General features: G+C 67.7%; 20 protein-coding genes and 1 pseudogene. 11 read left to right on the forward strand and 10 right to left on the reverse strand.

The genetic code is table 11. The features are described 5' to 3' along the window. Positions 1-34 precede the first annotated feature (34 nt). On the forward strand, positions 35-1,345 hold the full coding sequence (locus CF68_RS29865; RefSeq protein WP_035826091.1) for a hypothetical protein: 1,311 nt from the start codon (positions 35-37) through the stop codon (positions 1,343-1,345). Positions 1,346-1,444: 99 nt separating this feature from the next. On the opposite strand, the gene CF68_RS29870 is transcribed toward CF68_RS29865, so the two are convergent. Then, positions 1,445-2,614, reverse strand: coding sequence for a nitronate monooxygenase family protein (locus CF68_RS29870; RefSeq protein WP_035826093.1), 1,170 nt, complete (start codon positions 2,612-2,614; stop codon positions 1,445-1,447). Between the two features lie 270 nt (positions 2,615-2,884). On the opposite strand from CF68_RS29870, the gene CF68_RS29875 reads away from it, so the two are divergent. The 3 genes from CF68_RS29875 to CF68_RS29885 are packed head-to-tail and all read left to right on the forward strand — an operon-like array spanning position 2,885 to position 5,374. Continuing rightward, positions 2,885-3,931, forward strand: coding sequence for a peptidase U32 family protein (locus CF68_RS29875; protein ID WP_200872611.1), 1,047 nt, complete (start codon positions 2,885-2,887; stop codon positions 3,929-3,931). A 49-nt stretch (positions 3,932-3,980) separates the two neighbouring features. Continuing rightward, positions 3,981-4,913 (forward strand): U32 family peptidase, encoded by a 933-nt coding sequence (locus tag CF68_RS29880; RefSeq protein WP_035826129.1) that lies wholly within the window; start codon positions 3,981-3,983, stop codon positions 4,911-4,913. Further along, the gene (locus CF68_RS29885; protein ID WP_035826095.1) at positions 4,910-5,374 is read left to right on the forward strand and encodes an SCP2 domain-containing protein; all 465 of its coding nucleotides are present in this window, start codon (positions 4,910-4,912) and stop codon (positions 5,372-5,374) included. The genes CF68_RS29880 and CF68_RS29885 overlap by 4 nt, the downstream gene beginning before the upstream one ends. Before the next feature lie 9 nt (positions 5,375-5,383). Here the strand turns inward: CF68_RS29885 and CF68_RS29890 are convergent, their stop codons facing one another. From CF68_RS29890 to norR, 3 genes are all read right to left on the reverse strand, one after another. Then, positions 5,384-6,958 (reverse strand): histidine kinase N-terminal 7TM domain-containing protein, encoded by a 1,575-nt coding sequence (locus CF68_RS29890; protein ID WP_035826096.1) that lies wholly within the window; start codon positions 6,956-6,958, stop codon positions 5,384-5,386. Between the two features lie 210 nt (positions 6,959-7,168). After that, positions 7,169-7,597, reverse strand: a complete 429-nt coding sequence (locus CF68_RS29895) for a polyhydroxyalkanoate granule-associated phasin (RefSeq protein ID WP_035826099.1) — start codon at positions 7,595-7,597, stop codon at positions 7,169-7,171. A gap of 148 nt (positions 7,598-7,745) precedes the next feature. Continuing rightward, positions 7,746-9,311 carry a nitric oxide reductase transcriptional regulator NorR gene (gene norR, locus CF68_RS29900; protein ID WP_035826101.1) on the reverse strand — a complete coding sequence of 522 codons (1,566 nt, stop codon included), beginning with the start codon at positions 9,309-9,311 and terminating at the stop codon, positions 7,746-7,748. A gap of 151 nt (positions 9,312-9,462) precedes the next feature. Here norR and ytfE point away from each other — a divergent pair, with 151 nt between their 5' ends. Beyond that, positions 9,463-10,176, forward strand: a complete 714-nt coding sequence (gene ytfE / locus CF68_RS29905; protein WP_035826102.1) for an iron-sulfur cluster repair protein YtfE — start codon at positions 9,463-9,465, stop codon at positions 10,174-10,176. Positions 10,177-10,210: 34 nt separating this feature from the next. Then, on the forward strand, positions 10,211-12,499 hold the full coding sequence (locus tag CF68_RS29910; RefSeq protein WP_035826105.1) for a nitric-oxide reductase large subunit: 2,289 nt from the start codon (positions 10,211-10,213) through the stop codon (positions 12,497-12,499). A gap of 72 nt (positions 12,500-12,571) precedes the next feature. Here CF68_RS29910 and CF68_RS29915 read toward each other — a convergent pair whose 3' ends face one another. Then, entirely contained in the window at positions 12,572-13,480 is a 909-nt protein-coding gene (locus tag CF68_RS29915) for a LysR family transcriptional regulator (RefSeq protein WP_035826108.1), read from the reverse strand. 96 nt (positions 13,481-13,576) lie between these two features. On the opposite strand from CF68_RS29915, the gene CF68_RS29920 reads away from it, so the two are divergent. From CF68_RS29920 to CF68_RS29930, 3 genes are read left to right on the forward strand one after another with little or no spacing between them, the layout of a single operon-like run. Continuing rightward, complete coding sequence (locus tag CF68_RS29920; RefSeq protein WP_035826131.1) at positions 13,577-17,005, forward strand: molybdopterin-dependent oxidoreductase; 3,429 nt, start codon at positions 13,577-13,579, stop codon at positions 17,003-17,005. Positions 17,006-17,035: 30 nt separating this feature from the next. Continuing rightward, a complete protein-coding gene (locus tag CF68_RS29925) occupies positions 17,036-17,980 on the forward strand; it encodes an ornithine cyclodeaminase family protein (protein ID WP_035826109.1) in 945 nt (314 codons plus the stop codon). Positions 17,981-18,011: 31 nt separating this feature from the next. Then, the gene (locus CF68_RS29930; protein WP_035826113.1) at positions 18,012-19,460 is read left to right on the forward strand and encodes a short-chain fatty acid transporter; all 1,449 of its coding nucleotides are present in this window, start codon (positions 18,012-18,014) and stop codon (positions 19,458-19,460) included. 57 nt (positions 19,461-19,517) lie between these two features. Here CF68_RS29930 and CF68_RS29935 read toward each other — a convergent pair whose 3' ends face one another. Further along, entirely contained in the window at positions 19,518-20,180 is a 663-nt protein-coding gene (locus tag CF68_RS29935; protein ID WP_035826116.1) for a DsbA family oxidoreductase, read from the reverse strand. Positions 20,181-20,311: 131 nt separating this feature from the next. Further along, on the reverse strand, positions 20,312-20,725 hold the full coding sequence (locus CF68_RS29940) for a hypothetical protein (protein WP_035826119.1): 414 nt from the start codon (positions 20,723-20,725) through the stop codon (positions 20,312-20,314). 178 nt (positions 20,726-20,903) lie between these two features. Here CF68_RS29940 and CF68_RS29945 point away from each other — a divergent pair, with 178 nt between their 5' ends. Next, positions 20,904-21,284, forward strand: coding sequence for a cytochrome c family protein (locus CF68_RS29945; protein ID WP_035826121.1), 381 nt, complete (start codon positions 20,904-20,906; stop codon positions 21,282-21,284). Here CF68_RS29945 and soxR read toward each other — a convergent pair. Continuing rightward, positions 21,247-21,762: a redox-sensitive transcriptional activator SoxR gene (soxR, locus tag CF68_RS29950; RefSeq protein ID WP_010810823.1), complete on the reverse strand. Its 516-nt coding sequence runs from the start codon at positions 21,760-21,762 to the stop codon at positions 21,247-21,249. The genes CF68_RS29945 and soxR overlap by 38 nt on opposite strands. A gap of 173 nt (positions 21,763-21,935) precedes the next feature. Here soxR and CF68_RS29955 point away from each other — a divergent pair, with 173 nt between their 5' ends. Next, complete coding sequence (locus CF68_RS29955) at positions 21,936-22,388, forward strand: RidA family protein (RefSeq protein WP_010810824.1); 453 nt, start codon at positions 21,936-21,938, stop codon at positions 22,386-22,388. 165 nt (positions 22,389-22,553) lie between these two features. Here CF68_RS29955 and CF68_RS29960 read toward each other — a convergent pair whose 3' ends face one another. Next, entirely contained in the window at positions 22,554-22,940 is a 387-nt protein-coding gene (locus tag CF68_RS29960; RefSeq protein WP_035826125.1) for a nuclear transport factor 2 family protein, read from the reverse strand. A 105-nt stretch (positions 22,941-23,045) separates the two neighbouring features. Further along, positions 23,046-23,939: pseudogene (locus CF68_RS29965) on the reverse strand (LysR family transcriptional regulator). Positions 23,940-24,000 lie beyond the last annotated feature (61 nt).

The following is a 24,000-nucleotide window of genomic DNA, read 5'->3' on the forward strand; positions in this document are numbered from 1 at the left end:
ATCGGGTCCCAACATTGATGGGGAGAAGCAACGCGTGAAGGCAGCCAGTTTCGACTATGAACGCGCCCCGCGCCTGGCCGTGGTGTTCGGCTGCCTGATGCCGGCGCCGTGGCTTGGCGCCGCGGCGGGCGTCTTGCTTGCCGCCGGTCCGCCCGGCGGCTTGCCGGACCGCTTTGCGCCACTGGCGCTGGTGGCGGTGCATGTGCTGGCGCTGGGCATGCTGCTGCCAGTCATGGTGGGCGCGCTGTTCCAGATGATGCCGGTGGTGGCCGGCGTGGCCGTGCCGGGTGCGGGGCTGCTTGCGCCGTTCATGGCCGCGGCCGGCGCAGGCGTGGCCATCGCCCTGGGCATCGGCCTGCTCGGCGGCGAGCCTGTGGCGATGCAGGCGGCTGCGGCCGTGGCCGTGATCCTATTGCTGGCCGGGGCCATCCTGCTGGCTGCGGGCCGGCGCGTGGCCGCAGTGGATGCCACCACGCGCACCCTTGCCGGCATCGGCGCGCCGCTGATGGTCGCGGTGCTGTGCGGCATGGTGCTGGCCGGCGCCTTCGGCGGCTGGTGGCGCGTGCCGGTGGCGCGCTGGCTTGGCCTGCATATGGCGTGGGCGCTGGGCGGCTGGCTGGCCGCGCTGGTGACCGGCGTGGCCACCACCGTGCTGCCGATGTTCTGGCAGGCGCCGCGCCTGCCGGCGGCGATCGGGCGCTGGCTGCCCATGGCGCACTGGTTGCCGCTGGCGCTGTTCAGCGCCGCGGCAATGCTGTGGCCGGGTCACCGGGCACTGGCGCATGGCGTGCTGCTCGCGTGGCTGGCGTTCGTGGCGGTGGTGGGCGCATGCGGGCTGGCCGGCACGATGCGCGCGCGGCGGCGCCATGATCCGCTGTGGCTGCTCTGGCCGGTGGCATGCGCCAGCATGGCGGGCGCGGCGCTGCTGGGGGCGGCGGCAGTCGTGCTGCCCGCCGCGGGCCTGCCGCTGGCATGGTGGGCCGGCACCCCGACGCNCACCATGACGCTGGTCGGCGTGGGCGTGCTGCCGGTCACGGCCATGCTCGGCAAGATCGTGCCGTTCCTGGCCTGGCTGCACCTGCGCCGGCTGCTGCCGCCGCGCGCGCGGGTGCCGGCCATGCAGGCCATCATCGTGCCGGGACGGCAACGGCGGCAGGCATGGCTGCTGCTGGCGGCCTATGCGCTGTTGCTGGCGGTGCCGCTGGCGCCGGCGCCGCTGGCCCGCGCTGGCGGCGTGCTGCTGGCGGGCGCCAATGCGTGGCTGGGGTTGCAGCTGCTGGGAGCGTTGCGATGCATGCGGGCGATGAAGAAGCGCGGCGGATTACCGCCGCGCTCAGATTGCTGACAAAGTCTGCCCGCTGCTGGTTTGCTCCCCTCTCCCGCAAGCGGGCGAGGGGAGCCTTGTTCGCGCGGCGTTGGCTACGGCGCGCATAACCGGCATGCGTCAGGCTGGTGTCGGGGCTTGGGTCAGCCCGGCAGGCTTTTCCCCGGTCAGCAGGTAGTGCATCAGCTCCGCCACCGGCCGAATGGCCTCGCCGAAGGGCAGCGCACCGCGGCCGCGAAAGAACAGGCCGCGCTCCACGTCGCCGCGCACGGCCTGCGCCAGCTTCAGGTCGATGCAGAACTGGCCGATGCGGGCAATGCCGTCGCGCAGCCCGCACGCCTGCAGGCAGTCGAAGCCCTCCAGGCATTCACGCGGCCTGGCGCGGCGCTGCAGCCGCGACTCGCTCGACAGGTAGCGCGACAGCCACGGCGTCAGCACCGCGCGCGCGGGCAGCCCGGCCACGCTGGTGAACTCGCGCAGGGTCTCGGGCCGCGCCGTGGCCAGCACCTGCTTGAAGGCCGGGTGGGCATCGCATTCCTCGGTCACGGCGAAGGCCGTGCCCAGCTGCACCGCGGCGGCGCCTTCGCCCAGCCAGTGGCGCACCTTGGCATGGCTGTCGATGCCGCCGGCCAGGATCAGCGGAATGCTGTCCCAGGCCAGTCCCAGCTGCGCAAACAGCTCGCGGCATTCGGCCAGCACGCGCGAAAACGAGAAACGCGGCTCCGACAAGTCCTGGATGGTGGCCGCGCCCAGGTGGCCGCCGGCATGCGCCGGGTGCTCGACCACGATGGCATCGGGCAGCCGGCCCTTCTTCATCCAGCGGCGCAGCACCAGGCCGATGCCGCGTGCCTCGGACAGGATCGGGATCAGCGCCACCCTGGGGTGGCTGGCGGTCAGTTCGGGCAGGTCCAGCGGCAGGCCGGCGCCCATGACGATGGCATCGGCGCCGCTTTCGCAGGATTGCCGCACCAGCGCGGCGTGCGAGCCCACCGCCTTCATCACGTTGACGGCGATCAGCCCGCGGCCCTCGGACGCCGTGCGCGCGGCACGGATCTCGCGATCCAGCGCTTCGAGGTTGGCGGCTTCGATGGCGGGCTTGTCACGGCTGCCGCGGGTGCGTTCCATCAGGTCGGGGTGGTGGTGGCGCAGGTCGATGCTGGCGATGGTGCCGACGCCGTTCTCGCGCGCGACCGCGCCGGCCAGCCGGTGGGCCGAGATGCCGATGCCCATGCCGCCCTGCACGATGGGCAGCAGGCGGCGGCCGGCCAGCTTGAGCCAGGGTTGATTCATAAATACGTCTCCGGGAGAGGATGGGCGCGGGGCCGGCGTGCGGCCAGCCGCGGGGATGACCGGGCAAGCGTGGCACAGCGGCACGGGCCGGCGTTTGCTGCAGGTCAAGCGCGCGGTGGTGGCCTGCCATCGGCCTACGCCGACCGGCATAGGCCAACGCGGGCGGTGTGCCGTTGGCGTGGGTTTGCGCGCGGTCAAGCCCCTGCTGCAAGCGCTTGGCTAGCATCGGCCGCTGTCTTCATCTTCGCGCCGCCGGCGGCGCCATCACCGATGACCCCTGCCTCCCCAGCCCCATCCGCCGCGGCGAGCGTGCCGCGCCGGCCCCAGCTTGTTGCGCCCGCCGGTTCGCTGGCGGCCCTGCGCATGGCGCTGCAGCACGGCGCTGACGCGGTCTACCTGGGCCTGCGCGATGCCACCAACGCGCGCAACTTCGGCGGCCTGAACTTTACCGAGGCCGACATCCGCACCGGCGTGGCCGAAGCCCACGCGCGCGGCGCCGAGGTGCTGTTCGCCATCAACACCTTTGCCCAGATGGGCGCGGTGGCCCAATGGCAGCGCGCGGTCGATGCGGCGGCGGACCTCGGCGCCGACGCGGTCATCATGGCCGACGCCGGCCTGATGGGCTATGCCTGCGAGCGCCATCCGGGGTTGCGGCTGCACCTGTCGGTGCAGGGCTCGGCCACGCACGCCGACGCCATCGAGCTGATGCGCGAACGCTTCCATATCCGCCGCGTGGTGCTGCCGCGCGTGCTGTCGCTGGCGCAGATCGGCAAGCTGGCGCGCCAGACCAGCGTGGAGCTGGAGGTGTTCGGCTTCGGCAGCCTGTGCGTGATGGCCGAGGGGCGCTGCCTGCTGTCGTCCTACGCCACCGGCGACTCGCCCAACAACAAGGGCGTTTGCTCGCCCGCGCACGCGGTGCGCTGGACCGAGCAGGACGGGACCATGCAGGCGCGGCTGTCGGGCATCCTGATCGACAGCTATGCGCCGGGCGAGCCGGCCGGCTATCCCACGCTGTGCAAGGGCCGCTTCGAGGTGGAGGGCGAGCGCGGCTACGTGCTGGAAGAGCCCACCAGCCTCAATGCGCTGTCGCTGCTGCCGGCGCTGATCGACATGGGCATCGCTGCCGTCAAGATCGAAGGCCGGCAGCGCAGCCCGCGCTATGTGGGCGATGTGGTCGGCGTGCTGCGCGCGGCCATCGACGCGGCCTGCGCCGATCCGGCGCGTTTCGTGCCGCGGCAAGAGTGGCAGAGCACGCTCGGGCGCCATGCCGAAGGCGACCAGGTCACGCAAGGCGCCTACGACCGGCCGTGGCGGTGAGACACCCATGACATCGATCTGCCTTGAACCGGCCATGACGGAGCTTCCCATGCCAGAGATTGCCGCGGCCGCGATGCCGCAAACCGTAGCGATGCCCGACTTCGGCATCGCCCTGGGCCCGCTGCTGTACTACTGGCCGCGCGAGGCCGTGATGCAGTTCTATGCGTCGGTCGCCGATGCGCCGGTCGACCGCGTCTACCTCGGCGAGACCGTCTGCACGCGCCGCCATGAAGTCCGCCATGCGCAATGGCTGGAGATTGCGCAAATGCTGCGCGATGCCGGCAAGGAGGTGGTGCTGTCGACGCCGGTGCTGGTGGAGTCCGACACCGACATCGCCTGGATGCGCCGCGCCTGCGCGCAGGACGACTACCTGGTCGAGGCCAACGATCTGGGCGCGGTGCGCTGCATGCAGGGGCGGCCCTTTGTCGGCGGCCCCCACCTCAATGTCTATCACGCCGATACGCTGGCGTGGCTGGCCGGGCTGGGCGCGGCCGGCTGCGTCGTGCCGGTGGAGATGGATGGCGGCACACTGGCCGCGCTGGCAGCGGCGCGCCCCACCGGCATGCGCCTGGAAGCCTTTGTCTGGGGCCGCCTGCCGCTGGCGTTCTCGGCGCGCTGCTTTACGGCGCGCCACCATCGCCTGCGCAAGGACAGTTGCGAGTTCCGCTGCATGGATTATCCCGACGGCCTGGTGGCCGCCACCGGCGAGGGGCAGGCGTTCTTCACGCTCAACGGCGTGCAGACGCAGAGCGCCACCTGCCTGGACCTGTGCGCAGAGGCGTTGGCGATGGCGCGGATGGGGGTGGGGATGCTGCGCGTGAGCCCGCATTCATCCGGCACGCTGCAGGTGGTGCAACAGCTCGCGGCGATTCGTGCTGGTGAACAGGCACCCGCTGCCAGCGGCATCACGCCGACCGGCGCCCAGCCCTGCAACGGCTACTGGCACGGCAGCGCGGGAATCGCCTGGGAGGCCCGGGCATGAGCGCGCTGCACAAGCTGATCGCGGGCGTGCACCGGCGCATGCCCGCCCGTGCCCGGGCGCTGCCGCTGGTGGCGGCGCTGGAACTGGCGCGCCGAGCGGGATGGCTGGAGCCGCCAGCCGCCTTGGATGGGCATGCCTTCCTGCTGACGGTGCAGGACCTCGGGCTGACCGTGCCGTTCCGCTGCGAAGGTGGACGCTTTCGTGCCGCGGCGTCGGACGCCGAACCTGAGCTGACGCTGCGCGCCTGCGCGGTCGACTACCTGCGCCTGCTGGGCGGCGAGGCCGACACCGACACGCTGTTCTTCCAGCGCCGGCTGGTGATCAGCGGCGATACCGCGCTGGGCCTGGAGGTCAAGTACTGGCTCGACGCCGCGCCGCGGCCCGCATGGGTCAGCCAGGCCGCGGCGCGGCTGGTGGCCTTGCACGGGGCCACCGTGGGGCGGGCCGGTGCGGCGTCGTAGCCGTGCCGCTCAGGCGTCGCCGTCCAGCATGAAGCGGTTGCGTCCCGCGCGCTTGGCCCGGTACATCGCGCTGTCGGCGCGGTGCAGCAGCGGCTCCAGCCGCGGCGCTTGCGGCACGGCGCAGACCGCGCCCACGCTGATGGTGACCACCGGCTGCACCGGCGTGCCGTTGTGCGCGATGCCGAGATCGCGCACAACGGCCACCATGCGGCGCGCCACGTCACGGGTCTCGTCGCGCGTGGCGCCGGGCAGCACCGCCGCGAATTCCTCGCCGCCCAGCCGGGCGCAGAACTGCTCGCCGGACAGCGTGCGGGCCAGGGCGCCGGCGATCTGCCGCAGGCAGTCGTCGCCGGCCACGTGGCCATGCAGGTCGTTGTATTGCTTGAACTGGTCCACATCCAGGATCAGCAGGCCCAGCGCCTGGCTGCGCTCGCACGCCCGCGTCACGGCCGCGATCGACTCGCGCTGGAAGTAGCGCCGGTTGCGGATGCCGGTCAGGGCGTCGATGTCCAGGTCGGCCTGCACCTGCCACAACTGCTCTTCGGTCTGGCCGAGCCGCGCGGTCAGGGCCAGCTCACGCGACTGGAAGCGGCTGATGTCGCGCAGGAACAGCAGGCTGCCGATCTGCCTGCCATCCAGGCGGGCGACCCCTTCCACTGTGAGCTCGAAGGGCGCGCCCGGCGGCACGAAAGGCGTGGCCGCGAGGCTGGCAGTGTCGGCAGGCGAGTGCTGCAGCGCGGCTTCCCAGCCGGAGGGCAGGGGGTCGCCGCGGCGCAGGGCCGGCCAGAGCTGCGCCGCGGCCGGATTGAATTCGACGATGACACCATGGCTGTCGACGATCACGCAGCCTTCGCTGAGGGCATCGAACACCCGCAGGCGGGCGTAGTGGCCGATATCGTCAAGGTGCGTGCGCAGCGCGCAGAACCAGACCAGCACCGCCATCAGTGAGAACGTCGCCGGCGTCAGGTCCCCGCCCAGCGGCCCGGTCCAGCGGTTGAGGTAGGCGACATTGGCAACCAGGGGCAGGGCCAGTCCCGACGCCAGGATGGCGCGGCCCCGCCGCGACAAGGCCCCATTGGGCACTTCGGCCGTGACCAGGAAATACAGGCTCACCCCCAGCAGCAGGTACGACCAGACGGCCACCACGGCATAGCCGATGCCATGGTCGAACACCGCGCCGGGCAATACGCCGGGAGGCATCAGCGTGATGCGCGGCCAGATCAGCCGGTGGCGCTCGTTGGTGAAGACCATCACCACGGTGACCACGGCCACCAGCACGGGCAGCCACAGCCTGGACCAGGGCACCACATAGCGCGGGCGGCTCAGGTGCACCATCGCCACCAGCCAGCCGATCGGCACGGCGACGATCCCGATGTACTGGATCTTGGCCCACAGGATGCGCCCCGCCAGGTCCGTGGAGCTGATCTCGAGCAGGCGGCCGCCGCTCCAGGTCGCCGCGCCGAATGCCAGCACCAGGAACGCTTGGACGGTCGGATCGTCGCGCCGCGGCCAGGTGGCGATGGCCATGCCGATGCAGGCAACCACGGCGACGGTAAGCAGGAGAACCAGGGAATATGAGGGCATTAAGGGCGGAGCGCGTCCCGAGACCCGGGCATTGGTTCCGGCGATCCGCGATCTCGTCAGTCAGCATGATACCGGGCTGCGCGGCTGGCTTGGCAGTGGGTGCGCCAATGCAACAGGTGGCAGGCAAGGGGCGCGGGGCGCCCCATTACCTGGCGTCGGGCGGACAGATCGGGATGATCGCCGCGACGGGGCAAGGCGGGGGTGGCTGGGTTATGCCTGCCGCGGGGTTTCGCGGACCAGCCAGAAGGGGACGTCGGTGACGTCCTTTTGCATGCCTTGCCAGTCAGGCATCAGGCCCCGCGTCAGCAGGTGGCCCCAGCCATCGATCCACTTCTGCTGGGCCCGGGCGTACAGCTCCAGCATGGCCGACGCATAGTGCAGCGGGCCGCCGATCAGCGGCAGCTCGCAGGCAATCTCGCGCGCATAGAAGGCCTCTGGCTCCGGCGCGAGGATCGAGCCCATGGCATCGAACTGCAACTCTTCATACACGGAGCGGGCGAACTCCAGGTTGAGCTCGGTCATGCGGCGCCAGTTGTCCGCCAGGTCGGCCTGCATGGCCTCGACCTGATGCGCGCCGGAGAAGAAGGTGGGAAACGGCCAGAAGCCTAGCGGCCAGAAGACTTGCGTTGCGGTCATCATCACGGGAATCTCCGGTGGTGGGCGTGCACGCAGCGGGGCGGCAGTTGCTGCACACGGCGATGCCGCGATGCGGGCGGTACACCCGGACTAGCTTATGCGGTAACGGCGCGCATCGCCATGTCGGCATCCTGGCACCCGATTGTGTCATTCACTTGCACCCCAGCCGCTTGGCCAGCTTGTGCAGGTTGCTGGCATCGATTCCCAGCTGGCGCGCTGCCTGCGCCCAATTGCCACCCTGGTCCTTCAGTGCCTGTTCGATGCAGGCGCGCTGGGTCTGATCGACCGCGTCGCGCAGGGTGATGCCCGCGGCCAGCGCCGGGGCGGCAAACTGGGTGGCGATGCCGGCGCCGGCATGGTGTGCCGCGGGCACTTCCAGTCCGTCGAGGTCGAGCAGTTCAGGCTCCAGCGTCACGATGTCATTGCGGCCCGCGCCACGGCTGACGGCACGCAGCGCCGCGCGGCTGATCACGTGTTCCAGCTCGCGCACGTTGCCGGGCCAGCGGTAGCTGCGCAGCGCATCCTGCGCACCGCCTGACAGCCGCAGGCTGCGCAGCCCCAGGCGCGCGCGGTTCAGCTCCAGGAAGCGCCCGGCCAGCAGCAGCACGTCGTTGCCGCGCTCGCGCAGCGGCGGGATCGGGATCGGGTAGACCGACAGGCGGTGGTACAGGTCGGCGCGGAACGAGCCGTCGCGCACATGCTCGCGCAGGTTGCGGTTGGTGGCGGCAATCACGCGCACGTTGACGCGGCGCGGGCGGTCCGAGCCCAGCCGCTGGATCTCGCCGTTCTGCAGCGTGCGCAGCAGCTTGGCCTGGATCGCCAGTGGCAGTTCGCCGACTTCATCGAGGAAGAGGGTGCCGCCGTCGGCGGCCTCGAAGCGCCCCGGGCGCTCGCCGGTCGCGCCCGAGAACGCGCCGCGCGCGTGGCCGAACAGCTCGCTTTCAGCCAGCGACTCTGGCAGCGCCGCGCAGTTGACATGCACCAGCGGCTGCGCGCGCCGGCGCGACTGGCGGTGCAGGCGGTGCGCGAACAGCTCCTTGCCCACGCCGGTCTCGCCCAGCAGCAGCACCGGCAGGTCGGTATCGGCCACCACTTCCAGCTCATGCAGCAGGTTGGCGATGGCCTCGCTCTGGCCGATGATCTCGCCGCCGATGTCGCCATGCTGGGCCGTGGCTTCGTCGGCATCGGGCGTGCCGCGTGCCAGCTGCAGCGCGCGGATCTCGCCTTCCAGCCGGGTGGTGCGGATGGCCGCTTCGACGATCACCGTCAGCCGCTGCAACTCGGCCTGGGCCGCGGCATCGAAGGTGCCGATCGCCAGCGCATCCAGCGTCAGCGCGCCCCAGGGCTGCCCGTCCACGGCCAGGCTGGTGCCCATGCAGTCGTGCACCGGCAGCGGCTCGCCGACGTGCTCGTCGATCAGGCCGTCGTACGGGTCGGGCAGCACGCTGTCGTGATGGAAGCAGGTCACACCGCGGCGCGCCAGGATGGCGGCCAGGCGTGGATGCAGGCCGACCGCAAAGCGCCGGCCCAACGCATCGCGCACCAGGCCATCGACCGCCACGGGGCGCAGGTGGTCTTCCTCCAGCCGCAGCAGCGCCACCGCGCCGCAGCGGAAATGGGTGCGCAGCATGCTGACCAGCCGTTGCAGGCGCACCGCGTGCGGCAGGTCGGTGACAAGGTCGGCCAGCAATTCGGGATACATCGCGCTCGGTAGCATGGTTAAAAATACCGCCAGGGTGATAAATACCGCGAGAAGTATAGGGTATTAATCACCATCAGTGTTTCAACCCATTGATCCGGATAGGTTTTTTTCAGGCACGCTCCTCGCGTAAGTCATGCAGGCATAACTTACACACGGAGCAATCATCATGACTTTGCAGGACCACTCGCTTGGCCAACTGGCCCGCCTGATCCCTGGTGCCACCCGGATCTTCCACGACTATGGGCTGGACTTCTGCTGCGGGGGCAAGCAGACCCTGCGCGACGCAGCGCAGCAAAAAGGTCTCGATGCGGCTGCCGTCGGCACCATCGACGCCCGGCTGCGCGCGCTGCAGGACGAAGGGCCGTCGGCGCAGGACTGGCACACGGCGGCGCCGGTCGAGCTGATCGACCATATCCTCACGCGCTTCCATGCGCGCCATCGCGAGCAGTTGCCCGAGCTGATCCGCCTGGCACGGCGCGTCGAGCAGGTCCACGGCGACCGGCCGGATTGCCCGCTTGGCCTGGCCGACCACCTGAGCGAGATGCTGGGCGAGCTGGAATCGCATATGCAGAAGGAAGAGCAGGTGCTGTTCCCGATGTTGTCGCGCGGCCTGCATGCCGCCGCGGGCCGGCCGATCACGGTGATGCGCGCCGAGCATGATGACCACGGCGTGGCCTTGCAGCGGCTGGCGGCGCTGACTAACGACATCACGCTGCCGCGCGCGGCCTGCAATACCTGGCGCGCGCTCTACCTGGGCCTGCGCACGCTGCGCGAAGACCTGATGGAACACATCCACCTGGAAAACAACGTGCTGTTCGAGATCGCCACGGCGCCCGCCGCCGCGCAAGCCACTGGCTGCGGTTGCTCGACGCACGCCTGAGCCCGCCCGCCACCATAACCAACGACTTCGCATCATGGGTTCATACCGCAGACTCTGGTTCCTGCTGATCGCCGTGCTGGCGGTCACGTTCTCCCTGCTCGGCTACTACGGCGTCGAGGTGTACCGGCAGGCCCCGCCAATTCCGGCCAAGGTCGTCACGACCGAGGGCCGCACGCTCTTCACCGGTGAAGAGATCCTGGACGGCCAGACCGCCTGGCAGTCAGTGGGCGGCATGCAGCTGGGCTCCATCTGGGGCCACGGCGCCTACCAGGCACCGGACTGGACCGCCGACTGGCTGCACCGCGAACTGACCGCGTGGCTGGAGCTGGCCGCGCAGGACGCCTACGGCCGGCCTTATACGCAACTCGACGCGCCGGCGCAGGCCGCGCTGCGCGAGCAGCTGCGCACCGAGTACCGCGGCAATGCCACCGATCCGGCCACCAACGTGCTGACTGTGTCGAAGCGCCGTGCGCAGGCCATTGCCAATACATCCGCCTACTACGACCAGCTCTTCTCCGACGCGCCCGCGCTGCACACCACGCGCGAGCACTACGCGATGAAGGAGAACACGTTGCCCAGCGCCGAGCGCCGCGAACAACTGACGCACTTCTTCTTCTGGACCGCGTGGGCCGCATCGACCGCGCGCCCGGGGCACGAGGCCACCTACACCAACAACTGGCCGCATGAGCCGCTGATCGGCAACCAGCCCACCAGCGAGAACGTGGTGTGGTCGGTGATCAGCGTGGTGGTGCTGCTAGCCGGGGTTGGCTTCCTGGTGTGGGCGTGGGCCTTCCTGCGCGGCAAGGAAGACGCGCCGCCGCAGGCGCCGGCACGCGACCCGCTGCTGTCCGTGGCACTGACGCCGTCGCAGCGCGCGCTCGGCAAGTACCTGTTCCTGGTGGTGGCGCTGTTCGTGTTCCAGGTGTTGCTGGGCGGCTTTACCGCGCACTACACCGTCGAAGGCCAGAAATTCTACGGCATCGATGTATCGCAGTGGTTCCCGTACGCACTAGTGCGCACCTGGCATATCCAGAGCGCGCTGTTCTGGATCGCCACCGGCTTCCTGGCCGCGGGCCTGTTCCTCGCGCCGCTGATCAACGGCGGCAAGGACCCGAAGTACCAGCGCCTGGGAGTCGACGTCCTGTTCTGGGCACTGGTGGTCGTGGTGGTGGGCTCGTTCACCGGCAACTACCTGGCGATCGCGCAGAAGCTGCCCGCGCACCTGAACTTCTGGCTGGGCCACCAGGGCTATGAGTATGTCGACCTGGGCCGCCTGTGGCAGATCGGCAAGTTTGCCGGCATCCTGATCTGGCTGGTGCTGATGATGCGCGGCATCCTGCCGGCGCTGCGCGCGCGCGGTACCGACCGCAACCTGCTGGCGCTGCTGACCTCGTCGGTGGTGGCGATCGGCCTGTTCTACGGCGCCGGCCTGGCCTACGGCGAACGCACCAGCCTGACGGTGATGGAGTACTGGCGCTGGTGGGTGGTGCACCTGTGGGTGGAAGGCTTCTTCGAAGTCTTTGCCACCACCGCGCTGGCCTTCATCTTCTCCACGCTGGGCCTGGTGTCGCGCCCGATGGCAACGGCCGCCAGCCTGGCCTCGGCCTCGCTGTTCATGCTGGGCGGCATTCCCGGCACCTTCCACCACCTGTACTTTGCCGGCACCACCACGCCGGTGATGGCAGTGGGCGCCGCCTTCAGCGCGCTGGAAGTGGTGCCGCTGATCGTGCTGGGCCATGAGGCCTGGGAGAACTGGAGCCTGAAGCGGCGCGCGCCGTGGATGGCAGACCTGAAGTGGCCGCTGATGTGCTTTGTCGCGGTGGCGTTCTGGAACATGCTGGGCGCCGGGGTGTTCGGCTTCATGATCAACCCGCCGATCGCGCTGTACTACATCCAGGGGCAGAACACCACGCCAGTGCACGCCCATGCCGCGCTGTTCGGGGTCTACGGGTTCCTGGCCCTGGGCTTCACGCTGCTGGTGCTGCGCTACGTGCGCCCGGCCTACCGGCTTAGTCCAACGCTGATGAAGACCGCCTTCTGGGGCCTGAACATAGGCCTGGTGCTGATGATCGGCACCAGCCTGCTGCCGATCGGCATCATCCAGTTCCTGGCCAGCGTCGAGCATGGCACCTGGTATGCGCGCAGCGAGGCCTTCATGCAGCAGTCCATCCTGCAGACCCTGCGCTGGGTGCGCACCTTCGGCGATGTGGTGTTTATCGTCGGCGCGGTGTCGTTTGCCTGGCAGGTGGTGCTGGGGCTGGCGAATCGTACGCCGGTGGCGGTGGATGCGGTGCCGGCGCGGATGAAGACGGCGGTGCGCTGAAGTCCGGTTTAACGAGAAGCAGTGCTTGGCCCGCCGGGGGTACGCGGCGGGCTGCTTTTTTTGCCAACACGTCTAACGCATGGTCTCCAGCAGCGCGATCCTCAGGAACTCCCGCAGCGCATGCGTGTGCTCGTCGGGTCCTGGATCGAGTCTCCAGATCAGGCCGACGTCCATGGATGGGACCCGGTCGGAAAGGCCGCGGCGCAGGATGCGCTGGCCCTCCAGTGACCAAGGCCGGTAGACCAGGTCGGACAGGATGGAGACGCCGCGTCCCGCCGCTACCAGGCTGCGGACGGCTTCGATCGAGCAGCTTTGCAGGCGGACGCTCGGCGTGAGCCCATACTGCCCCCAGTACTTGATCACGGTGGCAATATGCTCGTCCATGTCGAGCAGTATGTAGTCGTGCCGCGCCACGTCCGTCAGGCTGATCTGTTCGAGCTGCATCAGGGGATGATCAGGATGGCCCCAGAGTTGCCGCGGCGATCGAAGCAGGGTTTCGCAGCCGATGTGATGCATCTGCGGCAGGTTGGAAACCAGCAGCAATGCCAGGTCGAGCTTGCCGGCCTGGATATCGGCCTCGATATCGCCGCGAGGCCTTTCCAGGATTTCGAGCTCGAGTAGCGGAAACTTTTGTTCAAGCGCCGGCAGCAGCTTGGGCAGCACGTACGCCGTGATGGTTTCGGTGACTCCGAGGCGGATGGCGCCTGTCACCGTGCTGGGGGTCACCGCCGCAGCGCTGACGGCATCCCGTACCGCCGCCTCGATCTGCTGGGCATGCCGCAGGAAGCGGATGCCGGCCGCGGTCAGCTTTACGCCGGCTGCGTGCCGGGAGAACAGCGGGGCGCCTACGACGTCTTCCAATCCCTTGAGTGAGGCGGTCATGGACGATTGCGAAACATTGCAGCGTTGCGCCGCTCTCGATACCTGGCCCGTCTCAGCAATCGCCACAAAGTGCTGTATCTGTTTCAAGGTTGGGAGCATCGATTTTTCCGATATTGCAATGTCAGAACTATGAATTAGCTATATCGTCCCATGCTAGCTAGCATCCAGCACGAATACAAGTTGCTGGAAGTGGCGATGAGCGAAGTCGAAAAGAAGGGGTTTTGCACGCTGTGTCGTTCCCGCTGCGGAACGATCAATGTCGTGAACGGAGACACCCTCGTTGCGGTCCGCCCGGATGGCGAACACCCCACGGGCAAGGCGATGTGCCTCAAGGGAAAGGCAGCGCCCGAACTCGTGCACAGCGCCGAGCGGGTGTTGCACCCGATGCGCAGGACGAACCCAAAAGGCGCAGCGGATCCAGGGTGGGTGCGCATTTCATGGGAGGAGGCGCTCGCTCAGATCGCCGCGCGCCTGATCGAGGCGCGCACCACGCTGGGTGCGGAGTCGGTTGCCTTCGCCGTGACCACACCCAGTGGCACGGCGTTGTCGGACAGCATCGACTGGATCGAGCGTTTCGTCCGCCTCTACGGCAGCCCCAACATCTGCTACGCCACCGAGATCTGCAACTGGCACAAGGACTTCGCGCATGCCTTTACCTTTGGCTGCGGGATGCCGACGGCGGATTACCGCAATGCCGAACTGATTCTTCTGTGGGGACACAATCCCGCCAACACGTGGCTGTCGCAGGCAGAGGCAATCGGTGCCGGACGGGCCGCCGGCGCCAGGCTGATCGTGGTCGACCCGCGGCAGACCGGGCTGGCGGAAGAAGCCGATCAATGGCTGCGTGTGAAACCTGGCAGCGATGCCGCGCTCGCCATGGCATTGGCCAACCTGCTGATCGAGGCCAATGCCTTCGATATCGATTTCGTGCTGCAATGGACCAACGGTCCGCTGCTGGTACGCAAGGACAATGGCGCCTTCCTGCGCGGGCGCGACATCGGTATCGGGCAGACAGACGCCTTTGTCGTCTGGGACGCTCACCAGCGCATGGCCGTGCCGGCGGGCGGCCAGTGCCATGTTTCCGGCCGCATTGCGCTGCGCGGAACCTTTGAGGTGACCGTTGGCGATCGCCATGGCCAGTCCACGCTGATGTGCCAGCCGGCGTTCGAGCTCTATGCGGCGGAATGCGCGTGCTATCCCGCCGATCGCGCGGCCCGGCTGACGTGGATTCCGGAGGGCGATATCCGCCATGCCGCGAGCATGATCGGCATGGCACGGCGCGTTGCCTATCACGCCTGGTCCGGCGTCGGCCAGCATGAGAGCGCCACGCAGGCCGAGCGTGCGATTGCCTGCCTCTACGCGCTGACGGGCAGCTTCGACCGGCGCGGTGGCAACCGCATCTACCAGAAGCCGCCGTTCAATGCGGTGAGCCGCCTGGACCTGCTGAGTCCGGAGCAGGGGCGCAAGGCCCTGGGGTTGTCCGAACGCCCGCTGGGGCCGCCCGCGCAGGGCTGGATCACCGCGCGCGACCTGTACCGCGCCATCACCGACAAGAAGCCCTATGCGGTGACGACGCTGATCGCGTTCGGCACGAATCCGCTGCTCTCGCAGCCGGATGTGGCAATGGGGGAGCGGGCACTGCGCGCGCTGCCGTTCTACGTGCATTGCGATCTCTTTGAAAACCCGAGCGCGAAGTATGCGGACATCCTGCTGCCCGTGAGCACGCCATGGGAACGCGAGGGGCTGCGCATCGGCTTCGAGGTTTCCGCCGAGGCTGAGCAGTTGGTGCAGCTGCGTCAGCGCATGGTCCCGCCGCGCGGCGAGGCGCGTTCGGACAACGAGATTGTGTTTGCGCTGGCGGCGCGCATCGGGCTGCAGGAAGCATTCTTCGGCGCAAGCCTGGAAGCCGGCTGGAACTACATGCTCGCGCCGATGGGGCTGACCGTGGCAGCGCTACGCGCCAAGCCAGAAGGGGTTCGCATCCCAGTCAAGGACACCGAGATGAAATACCGCGTGAACAAATCCGCCAGGCCTTTCAATACGCCGACAGGCCTGGTCGAGCTGTACTCCGAACGGCTTCTCGCGCATGGCTACTCACCTTTGCCCGGCTACCAGGAAGCTTCAGTTGAACAGGAAGATGCCGCGCAATCTGCGTTCCCCTATGTGTTGACGTCAGCGAAGAATGGCTACTACTGCCACAGCCAGCAGCGCGGTGTCGCGTCTTTGCGGCGCAAGGCGATGCTGCCGCGGCTGGATATCTCCAGGGAAGCCGCCGCGGCACGGGACATCCGCGGTGGCGACCCCGTGCGCGTCTCGACGCCGGGCGGCAGTGCACTGTTTACGGCACGCATCGATCCGGGCCTGCATCCCGCCGTGCTGGTGGGCGAGTACGGCTGGTGGCAACGCTGCGACGCGATGGGGCAAGCACCACTCGCCGTGCGTGGCGCGGACAGTGTTAACTTCAACGGGTTGATCGACGCGCAGCGCCAGGATCCGGTCAGCGGCTCGTCGCCGTTGCGCGCCTATCGCTGCAGCATCGAGCGCGAAACCGCTTTCGATATCCGGCGCCGGCCGTGGGAAGGCTTCCGCGCCTTCCGCGTGGTGGCGCTGCGCAAGGAAGCCGCCGATGTCACGTCGGTGTACATGGCACCCACCGATGGCGGCCGCCTGCCCGACTTTCTGCCGGGCCAGCACGCGACCATCCGGTTGTTCATCGACGGCGGGCGGCAGGAGGTGATCCGGTCCTACTCGCTGACCGGACCCGCCGTCATGGCTGACCGCCAGTGCTATTCGATCTCGGTGCGACAGGCGGTGGCGCGGCTCGCCAATGGTGAACAGGTGTCCGGCCGCGCCTCATCGTTCATCAACCAACAGCTCGCAGTCGGCGACGTTGTCGAACTGCGCGCGCCCGGCGGCACCTTTGTCATGCCGACCCGTACCGCGCGGCCCCTTGTGCTGCTTGCCGGCGGCATCGGCATCACGCCTTTCATCAACTTGCTGGAGTCATTGGCCGGCCAGGCGGAGCCGCCCAGGATCCTGCTGCTCTATGCCAACCAGAACGGTGCGACGCACGCCTTCAAGCGCAGGATTCGCGAACTGGAAGCGGCGATTCCCACGCTGTCCGTGATCAATTACTACGATGCGCCGGCTGACGTGGACATTGCGGGGCGTGACTTCCACGTGCATGGGCGCGTATCCGCCGACGCGGTCCCGCAAGCGCTGCTCGCCTTGCGCCCGCTGATTTACATGTGCGGCCCGGTCCCGATGATGACTGCCTTCGCCGAGGGCATGGCCGCCAGAGGCGTGCCGCACTTCGATATCCACAAGGAGATCTTTCGCTCTCCGGCTGTCGCGAAGATCGAGCACGGACAGGCATTCCAGGTGCATTTCCGCAAGTCGGGAGTCGTTCACCAATGGCGTTCCGAGGACGGCGCTCTGCTCGGCTTTGCCGAGGCGCGTGGCGTGCGCTTGCCCAGCGGGTGCCGCGTCGGGCAATGCGAAAGCTGTGCCGTCAGGATCGTTTCCGGGTCGGCGCACCACTTGCAAGGCGAGGTACCCGATGACCCCGGTATTTGTCTCGCGTGCCAGGCCGTACCGGCCAGTGACCTGGTGATCGATGCCTGATTCCCTTTCTACTTCTGACCCGATAACGCCATGCTGAATATCGATGCAGAGAGCGCCCGCGCGGCGCTCCCTTTTGACCGGCTTGTTGATGCACTCAAAGAATCGTTTGCCTCTGGCTGCGAGGTGCCGCTACGGCATAACCATACCGTCACGACCGCGCAGGGCCAGCAGGGGACGCTGCTGCTGATGCCGGCCTGGAGCCCGTCGCAGGGATACCTGGGCGTCAAGACCGTCTCGATCTATCCCGGCAACTCCGCGCGCTCGCTGCCGGGACTGTTCTCGACCTACATCCTCTACAGCGTGGAGACCGGCGAGCCACTGGCGCTGATCGACGGCAACGAGATCACGTCCCGGCGCACCGCGGCCGCGTCGGCGCTCGGCGCATCCTTCCTGAGCCGCAAGGACGCCAGATCCATGCTTTTGCTGGGCGCCGGCCGGGTGGCCAGCCTGGTGCCGTATGCCTGGCGCAGCGTTCGGCAGATCGAGCGGGTCGGGGTGTGGGACATCAACCCTGCCCAGGGCCGCCGGCTGGCCGAACAGCTTTGCAGCGATGGCTTCGACGCATACGTGGTGGACAGGCTCGACACGGACACCTGCGCCGTGGACGTCATCAGCGCGGCGACGCTTTCGACCGAACCGCTGATCCGTCGCGAATACCTTCGTCCCGGCACCCATGTCGACCTGATCGGTGGCTTTACGCCAGCGATGCGTGAAACCGATGACGCTTGCTTTGCGGGCACCTCTGTATTTGTCGATACGGACGAGGCGGCAACCAAGGCCGGCGACCTGCTGTTTCCGCTCAGCAATGGCGTGATCGCCCGGGAAGATATCCGTAGCGACCTTGCCGGTCTCTGCCGGGCCCGGCACGCAGGGAGAGTTTCAGACGATGAGATTACGGTCTTCAAGGCTGTCGGTACCGCCCTGGAAGATCTTGCCGCCGCGGCGATGTGTTTCGAAGCCGTGGCAAATAACTAGAACGATCAAGAAAACTGCCAAGGAGTTCAGCATGAAAGAGACAACGAGGATGGCATTTGCCGATGCCGGCAAGCCGCAGCAAGGCGGCCTGGAGAGCCTGGCCATACGGGTGACGAACTGGTCAGAGCGCTGGTTTCCGGATTCCTACATCTTTGCCGCGATCGCCGTCGTGGTGGTGGCGCTCGGCGCCATGCTGGTCGGGGCGCCGGCACCGGCCGTGGCGAAGGCATTCGGTGACGGCTTCTGGAGCCTGATCCCGTTCACGATGCAGATGGCCGTGGTGGCGATCGCCGGCTATGTGGTGGCGGTCTCGCCGCCAGCGTCGATGCTGATCGCGCGGCTGGCATCGCTGCCGCGTACGGCCCGCGGCACGGTCGCGTTCGTGGCGCTGGTGAGCCTGCTGACGTCGCTGTTCAACTGGGCCATCAGCCTGATCTTCAGCGGCTTGCTGGTGCGCGCGATTGCCCGGCGTGGGGGCTTGCGCGTGGATTATCGGGCGGCGAGCGCGGCGGCTTATCTGGGGATGGGCGCAACGTGGGCGCTAGGCCTCAGTTCCTCGGCCGCGCAGCTACAGGCAAATCCTGCCAGCCTGCCGAAGTCGCTGCTGGATATTACCGGAGTGATCCCGTTCGCTGAAACGATCTTCCTGTGGCAATCGATGGCGATGACCGCCGTGCTGATTGTCGCGTCACTGCTGATCGCGTATTTTTCTGCGCCCACCGAGGAGCGGGCCCGCACCGCGGCCGATATGGGTGTAGACCTGAACGATGCCGACGAAGGCGTCGCGCGGCCGTCGCGCCCTGGCGAGTGGCTGGAGTACAGCCCGCTACTGACGCTGGCGCTGGTGGCGATGGGCGCAAGCTGGCTCTACCAGGAGTTTTCCGCAAAAGACCCGATCCTCGCCATCTCCAACCTGAACACCTACAACTTCCTGTTCCTGCTGCTCGGCATGTTGCTGAACTGGCGCCCGAAGCGCTTCCTGCTCGCGGTGGCCAGGTCGGTGCCGTCGACCTCGGGCGTACTGATCCAGTTTCCGCTGTATGGCGGTATCGCCTTCATCCTGACCAAGGCGACCGGCGTCGACGGTGCGACGCTATCCCATCATCTCGCGTCGGCCTTTGTTTCGATGGCGACCACCGAATCGTTCTCCGCGGTCATGGGCGTGTATTCGGCCGTGCTGGGGTTCTTCGTGCCCTCGGGCGGCGGCAAGTGGATCATCGAGGCGCCGTACGTGATGCAGGCCGCCAATGAACTGCAGGTCCACCTGGGATGGGCGGTACAGGTCTACAACGCGGCCGAGGCGCTGCCGAACCTGATCAATCCCTTCTGGATGCTGCCGCTACTCGGCGTGCTGGGGATCCGGGCCAAGGACGTGGTCGGCTTCACCTTCACGCAGTTGCTGGTGCACACGCCGCTGGTGCTGCTGATGCTGTGGGCGTTCGCCACGACGCTGCCTTACCATCCCCCGGTCATGCCTTGAGTCCCGGGAGGAACTTCGGCAGGGCGACTGAGGTGTCGCCCTGCGATCGAGGCTGGTTCACCCGTTCGCGGGCTGCTGCTGCGCCTCGGACACGATTTCCCGGATCGCTTGTTCGAAAGCCTCCACCGGCTGCCCGCCGGTAACCAGGTAGCGGTTGTTGAAGATGATGGACGGGACTGACTGGATGCCCATGCGCTGGTACTCCTGGATTTCCGCGCGCACCGCATCGGCATAGTCATCGCTGTCCAGCACCTTGCGCGCCGCCGCGGCATCCAGGCCAACGGCTTGCGCGGTTTCGACCAGCACCTCGTGATTGCTAGGGTCCTTGCCGTCGGCATGGTAAGCGCGCAGCAGCGCCAGCTTCAGCGGCAGCTGCTTGCCTTCCAAGCCCGCCCAGTGCAGCAGTCGGTGGGCATCGAAGGTGTTGTAGACATGGGTGCGCTCGCCAAACGGAAAGCCCACGCCGGCGCCGCGCTCGCGGATCATGGCCTGGGTCTCTGCGATCTGCGCCGGGGTGCGCCCGTACTTCCTGCCGAGATAGTCGACGATCGCCTCGCCCTCCGGGCGCATCCCCGGGTTGAGTTCAAACGGATGCACGACGATCTCGGCATCCACCGCATCGCCAAGGCGCTGCAGCGCCAGTTGCAGCGAAGACAGGCCGATGGCGCACCAGGGGCAGGCAATGTCGGAGACGAAGTCGATCTTGATAGGTTGGGGCATGGCTACTCCTGGCGTGGGCAGGGGCATGGCCCCGGCCCGGATCTGGAAATTGCCGACAGGGTAGCCTGACTGGCGAATCCTTGCAGGCGGGCACCGCACCCGTGGCCGGGCGCCCGCCCCATAAGTACCCGTCAGTCCCAGCGGCGCCCGTGGCCGTGGCCATCATTGTCGCCATGACGGTGTGCCCATTCGCGCTCGCGCCAGTCGCGGCGGTTGTCCCGATAGCCTTCGCGGTAGCCTTCCCGGTAGTAGCCACGGTGGTAGTCCCTGCGATAGCCGCGGTCATAGTCATAGCGTACCGGCACCGGTGCCACCACGACGGGGCGCGGTGCCACCACTACCGGGCTGGGCGCATAGGCAACCGGAGCCGGCGCATACACCGGCGCAGGGGCATAGACCGGGGCTGGACGATAGACCGGCGCCGGCTGGGCCACCACCACGCCCGGCACGCCGATGCCGATATCGATATTCACACCGGCGTACGCCCCGGCGCTGGCCACCAGCATTGCACCACCTGCTACCGCCATTGCGATGATTCGTTTCATGGTTGCCTCCCAAGGGGCGTTGGACATGGGCTCACTGTAGGGGGCGGGCCTGTAATATGGGGCGCGCGAAGTGTTGCAAGTGTGACGTGGTGTAACCCCGCTGCAGGGCCGGGACGTCCTGGCTACGCCTGTATCATGCAACCCCGTTGCCGAAGCTCTTTCCTTCCTTAGCTGCTCCATGCGCCGTACCGCCTTTGTCCTGCTGGCCCTGACCGCCTTCACCGCCATACCCACCGCAGCCACTGCCGCCGCCGATATCCAGGCCGGCAAGGCGTTGTTCGCCACGCGCTGCGCTTCGTGCCATCACGTCGGCCGCAACGCGCGCGCAGGCTTTGGCCCGCAGCTGAACGGCATCTTCGGCCGTGCCGCGGGTGGCACCAGTGATTTCCAGTATTCGGAGGCGATGCGCGCTTCAAAGGTGGTGTGGTCGCATGACACGCTGCGTGCCTTCATCCATTCGCCCGGCAAGGTCGTGCCTGGCACCAAGATGCGCTTCTGGGGGCTCAGTGACGACAAGCAGATCAGCGATCTGCTGGCTTACCTGCAGACATTGCAGTAGGCGGGAAATGCGGCCCCGGCCCTTCCCCGGCCAGCGCGTCATGCGGGTTCCGCAACGGGCACGCCTTCAACGACAGACACCCGCACCCGATACACCCATCTAGCTGGTCACGCAATTGCGTGAGCGTCCGGATCCGTTCATCCAGGTCATCGCGCCAGCTCGCCGACAGCCGGCGCCAGTCGGCCGCGGTGGGCGCACGCCCGTCCGGCAGCTTCTGCATGGCATCGGCGATCACCGCCAGCGGCAACCCCATGCGCTGCGCCACGCGGATCACGGCCAGGCGCCGCAGCACGGCACGCGCATAGCGGCGCTGGTTGCCGCCGCTGCGGGTGCTGGCGATCAGGCCACGCGATTCATAGAAATGCAGGGCGGATACGGCGATGCCCGTGCGCGCGGCGACTTCGCCGACGGAGAGCAGTTCTTCTGAAGGCGCGGCACGGCGCCGGCGCGGTGAGGGGGGCTTGTTCGCGGAGGCCATCGGGAGTGGAAGACACCTGTGGAACGGAGGAATGCCCATGCTACCACCAAGGCCGCGCTTGACCTCAAGCTAGGTTGAGGTTTGATACTTGCGACTCCACTGTTCGCCACGCCTCAATATCAGAGCTGATGACCATGTTCCCGTTCTCGCCCTCATCCTTGCGTTCACCCTCGATGCCCGCGCTGCCTTCCATGCCGACCATGCCGGTCGCCCGCCCCAATCCCTCGCTGAGCCTCATCAATCCCGAGGGCCTGTACGACCCGCGGCCCAACGGCTATTCGCATGTGGCCATGGTGGAAGGCCCGGCCCGCATCGTCTATATCGCGGGGCAGGGCGGCGAAGACGCGGCAGGCTGCCTGCCGCTCGATTTTCCGCGCCAGGTGGCGCGCGCCATGCAGAACCTGCGCATCGCGCTGCAAGCGGCAGGCGCCGACGTGGGCGATGTGGCTAAGCTCACGGTGCTGGTGGTCGACCACTCGCACGACCGCCTGCGTACCTTCGGCGCGGCGCTGCGCGAGATGTGGGGCGACAAGCCGACGCCGGCCTGCACGCTGATCCCGGTGCCGCGGCTGGCGCTGGACAATATGCTGTTCGAGATCGAAGCGACGGCGGTGCTGCCGGGCTGAACGCAACTCAACGACTGCGTGATCGCCGAAGTGGCGCGCGTGGTCGGGTGCGAGCGGATGAAGGCAATGTTCTTCGGGCCGATGTCAAAGGCAGGATTGCCTGCAGCCGCAAAGTGGGCCTGGGCTGCACCGCTGCGGCGCTTTGCTGCAGCGGCTATCCCATCTTCAGCGCGGTGCGGCGCTGAAAGTCTTGTTGACGATCTTCCAGACGCCGTCGATCTCCAGCAGCGTCATATAGTCGGTGAAGGTCACGCCCGGGTATTCCAGCACGACCTTGGCAACGCCGGCATTGCCCACCACATCGAACTGCGTGATAAAGCGCTTGCGCTGCGCCTCGTCCGCCGCGGGATGGCCGGGGCAGCGCGCCGAGGTGAACTCCTCGACCGTCATCGAATGCAGCTTGCCATCACGGAACGAGACGATGCGCGCGTCGGCGGCAAACGCCTTGTACATGAATTCGGCCTTGCCGGTGATATGGCCCTGCAGGTAGTCCTCGATCGGCGCGAGCGCGGCCACGTGGCGGGAAGTCAGGCCCGTTTCTGAATACGTCATGGTCTCCTCCAAAACTGGCGCGGCACCGGGTTACCCTTCATGCCGCAGCGTTGAAAGCGCTGATTGTATTCCAGTTTTGTATGCAAAAGTGCGAGGCAGCCCTGCTCAGACCGATGTGGCGATGAGTTCACGCAGCCAACTGTGTGCCGGATCGCGATGCACGCGCTCTGGCCACAACATCGACATCTCATAGCCCGGCACTTCGACTGGCGGTTCCACCACCTTCAGTCCCGGCACGCCGCGCACCAACCGCTCGGGCAGCATCGCCACCAGATCGGTGCTGGCGACGGCCGACGTGACAAACAGGAAGTGGGGCACCGACAGCACGACACGCCGCTGCATGCCGGACAGCGCCAGCGCCTCGTCGGTGACGCCGTAAAAGCCGCCGCCGTCCGGCGACACGATCACGTGGTCGAGCGCGCAGAACTGCGCCAGCGTGGGCCGCCGCTTCAGCCGCGGATGACCGGCGCGGCCCACCAGCACATAGCGTTCGGAAAACAGCGCGCGCCGGTGCAGGCCCGGCGGCGAGCCGTCGGTGGTGTGGAGGGCCAGGTCCAGTTCCGCACGCTCGGCCTGCCGGGCGATTCACGGCGGAACCATCTCCACCACGGCCAGGCGCGCGCCGGGCGCCGCCATACGCAGCGCCTGCAGCGCCGGCAGCACGATGGTCGATTCGCCGTAGTCGGTCGCGGCCACGCGCCAGGTGTGGGTCGAGGCAGCGGGTTCGAACGGACTATCAGACGAGACCGCGTGCTCCAGCGCGCCCAGCGCTTCGCGCAACGGTTCGCGCAGCGATTCCGCCTTGGCGGTGGGGCGCATGCCGCGCGGGCCCGGCAACAGCAATGGGTCGCCGAAGTAATCACGCAGCCTGGACAGGTGGACGCTGACCGAAGGCTGTGACAGGTGCAGCCGCTGCGCCGCGCGGGTCACGTTGTGCTCGGACAGCAGCACATCCAGCGTCACCAGCAGGTTCAGGTCCAGCCGCCTCAGATTAGTCATGACAATACCTGGAATATTGGATATTCATTTCTAGGGCGTGTTCACACTAATTGGATTTAGT

Source organism: Cupriavidus sp. SK-4 (assembly GCF_000611125.1).
Lineage (GTDB): Bacteria > Pseudomonadota > Gammaproteobacteria > Burkholderiales > Burkholderiaceae > Cupriavidus > Cupriavidus necator.

What these genes read in the sequence shown, in the direction of transcription:
- ytfE (WP_035826102.1), top strand. Translation starts at nt 9,463, where the DNA reads ATGACTTTGCAGGACCACTCGCTTGGCCAACTGGCCCGCCTGATCCCT.
- CF68_RS29880 (WP_035826129.1), top strand. Translation starts at nt 3,981, where the DNA reads ATGCCAGAGATTGCCGCGGCCGCGATGCCGCAAACCGTAGCGATGCCC.
- CF68_RS29870 (WP_035826093.1), bottom strand. Translation starts at nt 2,614, where the DNA reads ATGAATCAACCCTGGCTCAAGCTGGCCGGCCGCCGCCTGCTGCCCATC.
- CF68_RS29935 (WP_035826116.1), bottom strand. Translation starts at nt 20,180, where the DNA reads ATGCCCCAACCTATCAAGATCGACTTCGTCTCCGACATTGCCTGCCCC.
- CF68_RS29910 (WP_035826105.1), top strand. Translation starts at nt 10,211, where the DNA reads ATGGGTTCATACCGCAGACTCTGGTTCCTGCTGATCGCCGTGCTGGCG.
- CF68_RS29945 (WP_035826121.1), top strand. Translation starts at nt 20,904, where the DNA reads ATGCGCCGTACCGCCTTTGTCCTGCTGGCCCTGACCGCCTTCACCGCC.
- norR (WP_035826101.1), bottom strand. Translation starts at nt 9,311, where the DNA reads ATGCTACCGAGCGCGATGTATCCCGAATTGCTGGCCGACCTTGTCACC.
- CF68_RS29955 (WP_010810824.1), top strand. Translation starts at nt 21,936, where the DNA reads ATGCCCGCGCTGCCTTCCATGCCGACCATGCCGGTCGCCCGCCCCAAT.
- CF68_RS29940 (WP_035826119.1), bottom strand. Translation starts at nt 20,725, where the DNA reads ATGAAACGAATCATCGCAATGGCGGTAGCAGGTGGTGCAATGCTGGTG.
- CF68_RS29960 (WP_035826125.1), bottom strand. Translation starts at nt 22,940, where the DNA reads ATGACGTATTCAGAAACGGGCCTGACTTCCCGCCACGTGGCCGCGCTC.
- CF68_RS29890 (WP_035826096.1), bottom strand. Translation starts at nt 6,958, where the DNA reads ATGCCCTCATATTCCCTGGTTCTCCTGCTTACCGTCGCCGTGGTTGCC.
- CF68_RS29930 (WP_035826113.1), top strand. Translation starts at nt 18,012, where the DNA reads ATGAAAGAGACAACGAGGATGGCATTTGCCGATGCCGGCAAGCCGCAG.
- CF68_RS29875 (WP_200872611.1), top strand. Translation starts at nt 2,885, where the DNA reads ATGACCCCTGCCTCCCCAGCCCCATCCGCCGCGGCGAGCGTGCCGCGC.
- CF68_RS29895 (WP_035826099.1), bottom strand. Translation starts at nt 7,597, where the DNA reads ATGATGACCGCAACGCAAGTCTTCTGGCCGCTAGGCTTCTGGCCGTTT.
- CF68_RS29885 (WP_035826095.1), top strand. Translation starts at nt 4,910, where the DNA reads ATGAGCGCGCTGCACAAGCTGATCGCGGGCGTGCACCGGCGCATGCCC.
- CF68_RS29915 (WP_035826108.1), bottom strand. Translation starts at nt 13,480, where the DNA reads ATGCTCCCAACCTTGAAACAGATACAGCACTTTGTGGCGATTGCTGAG.
- soxR (WP_010810823.1), bottom strand. Translation starts at nt 21,762, where the DNA reads ATGGCCTCCGCGAACAAGCCCCCCTCACCGCGCCGGCGCCGTGCCGCG.
- CF68_RS29920 (WP_035826131.1), top strand. Translation starts at nt 13,577, where the DNA reads ATGAGCGAAGTCGAAAAGAAGGGGTTTTGCACGCTGTGTCGTTCCCGC.
- CF68_RS29925 (WP_035826109.1), top strand. Translation starts at nt 17,036, where the DNA reads ATGCTGAATATCGATGCAGAGAGCGCCCGCGCGGCGCTCCCTTTTGAC.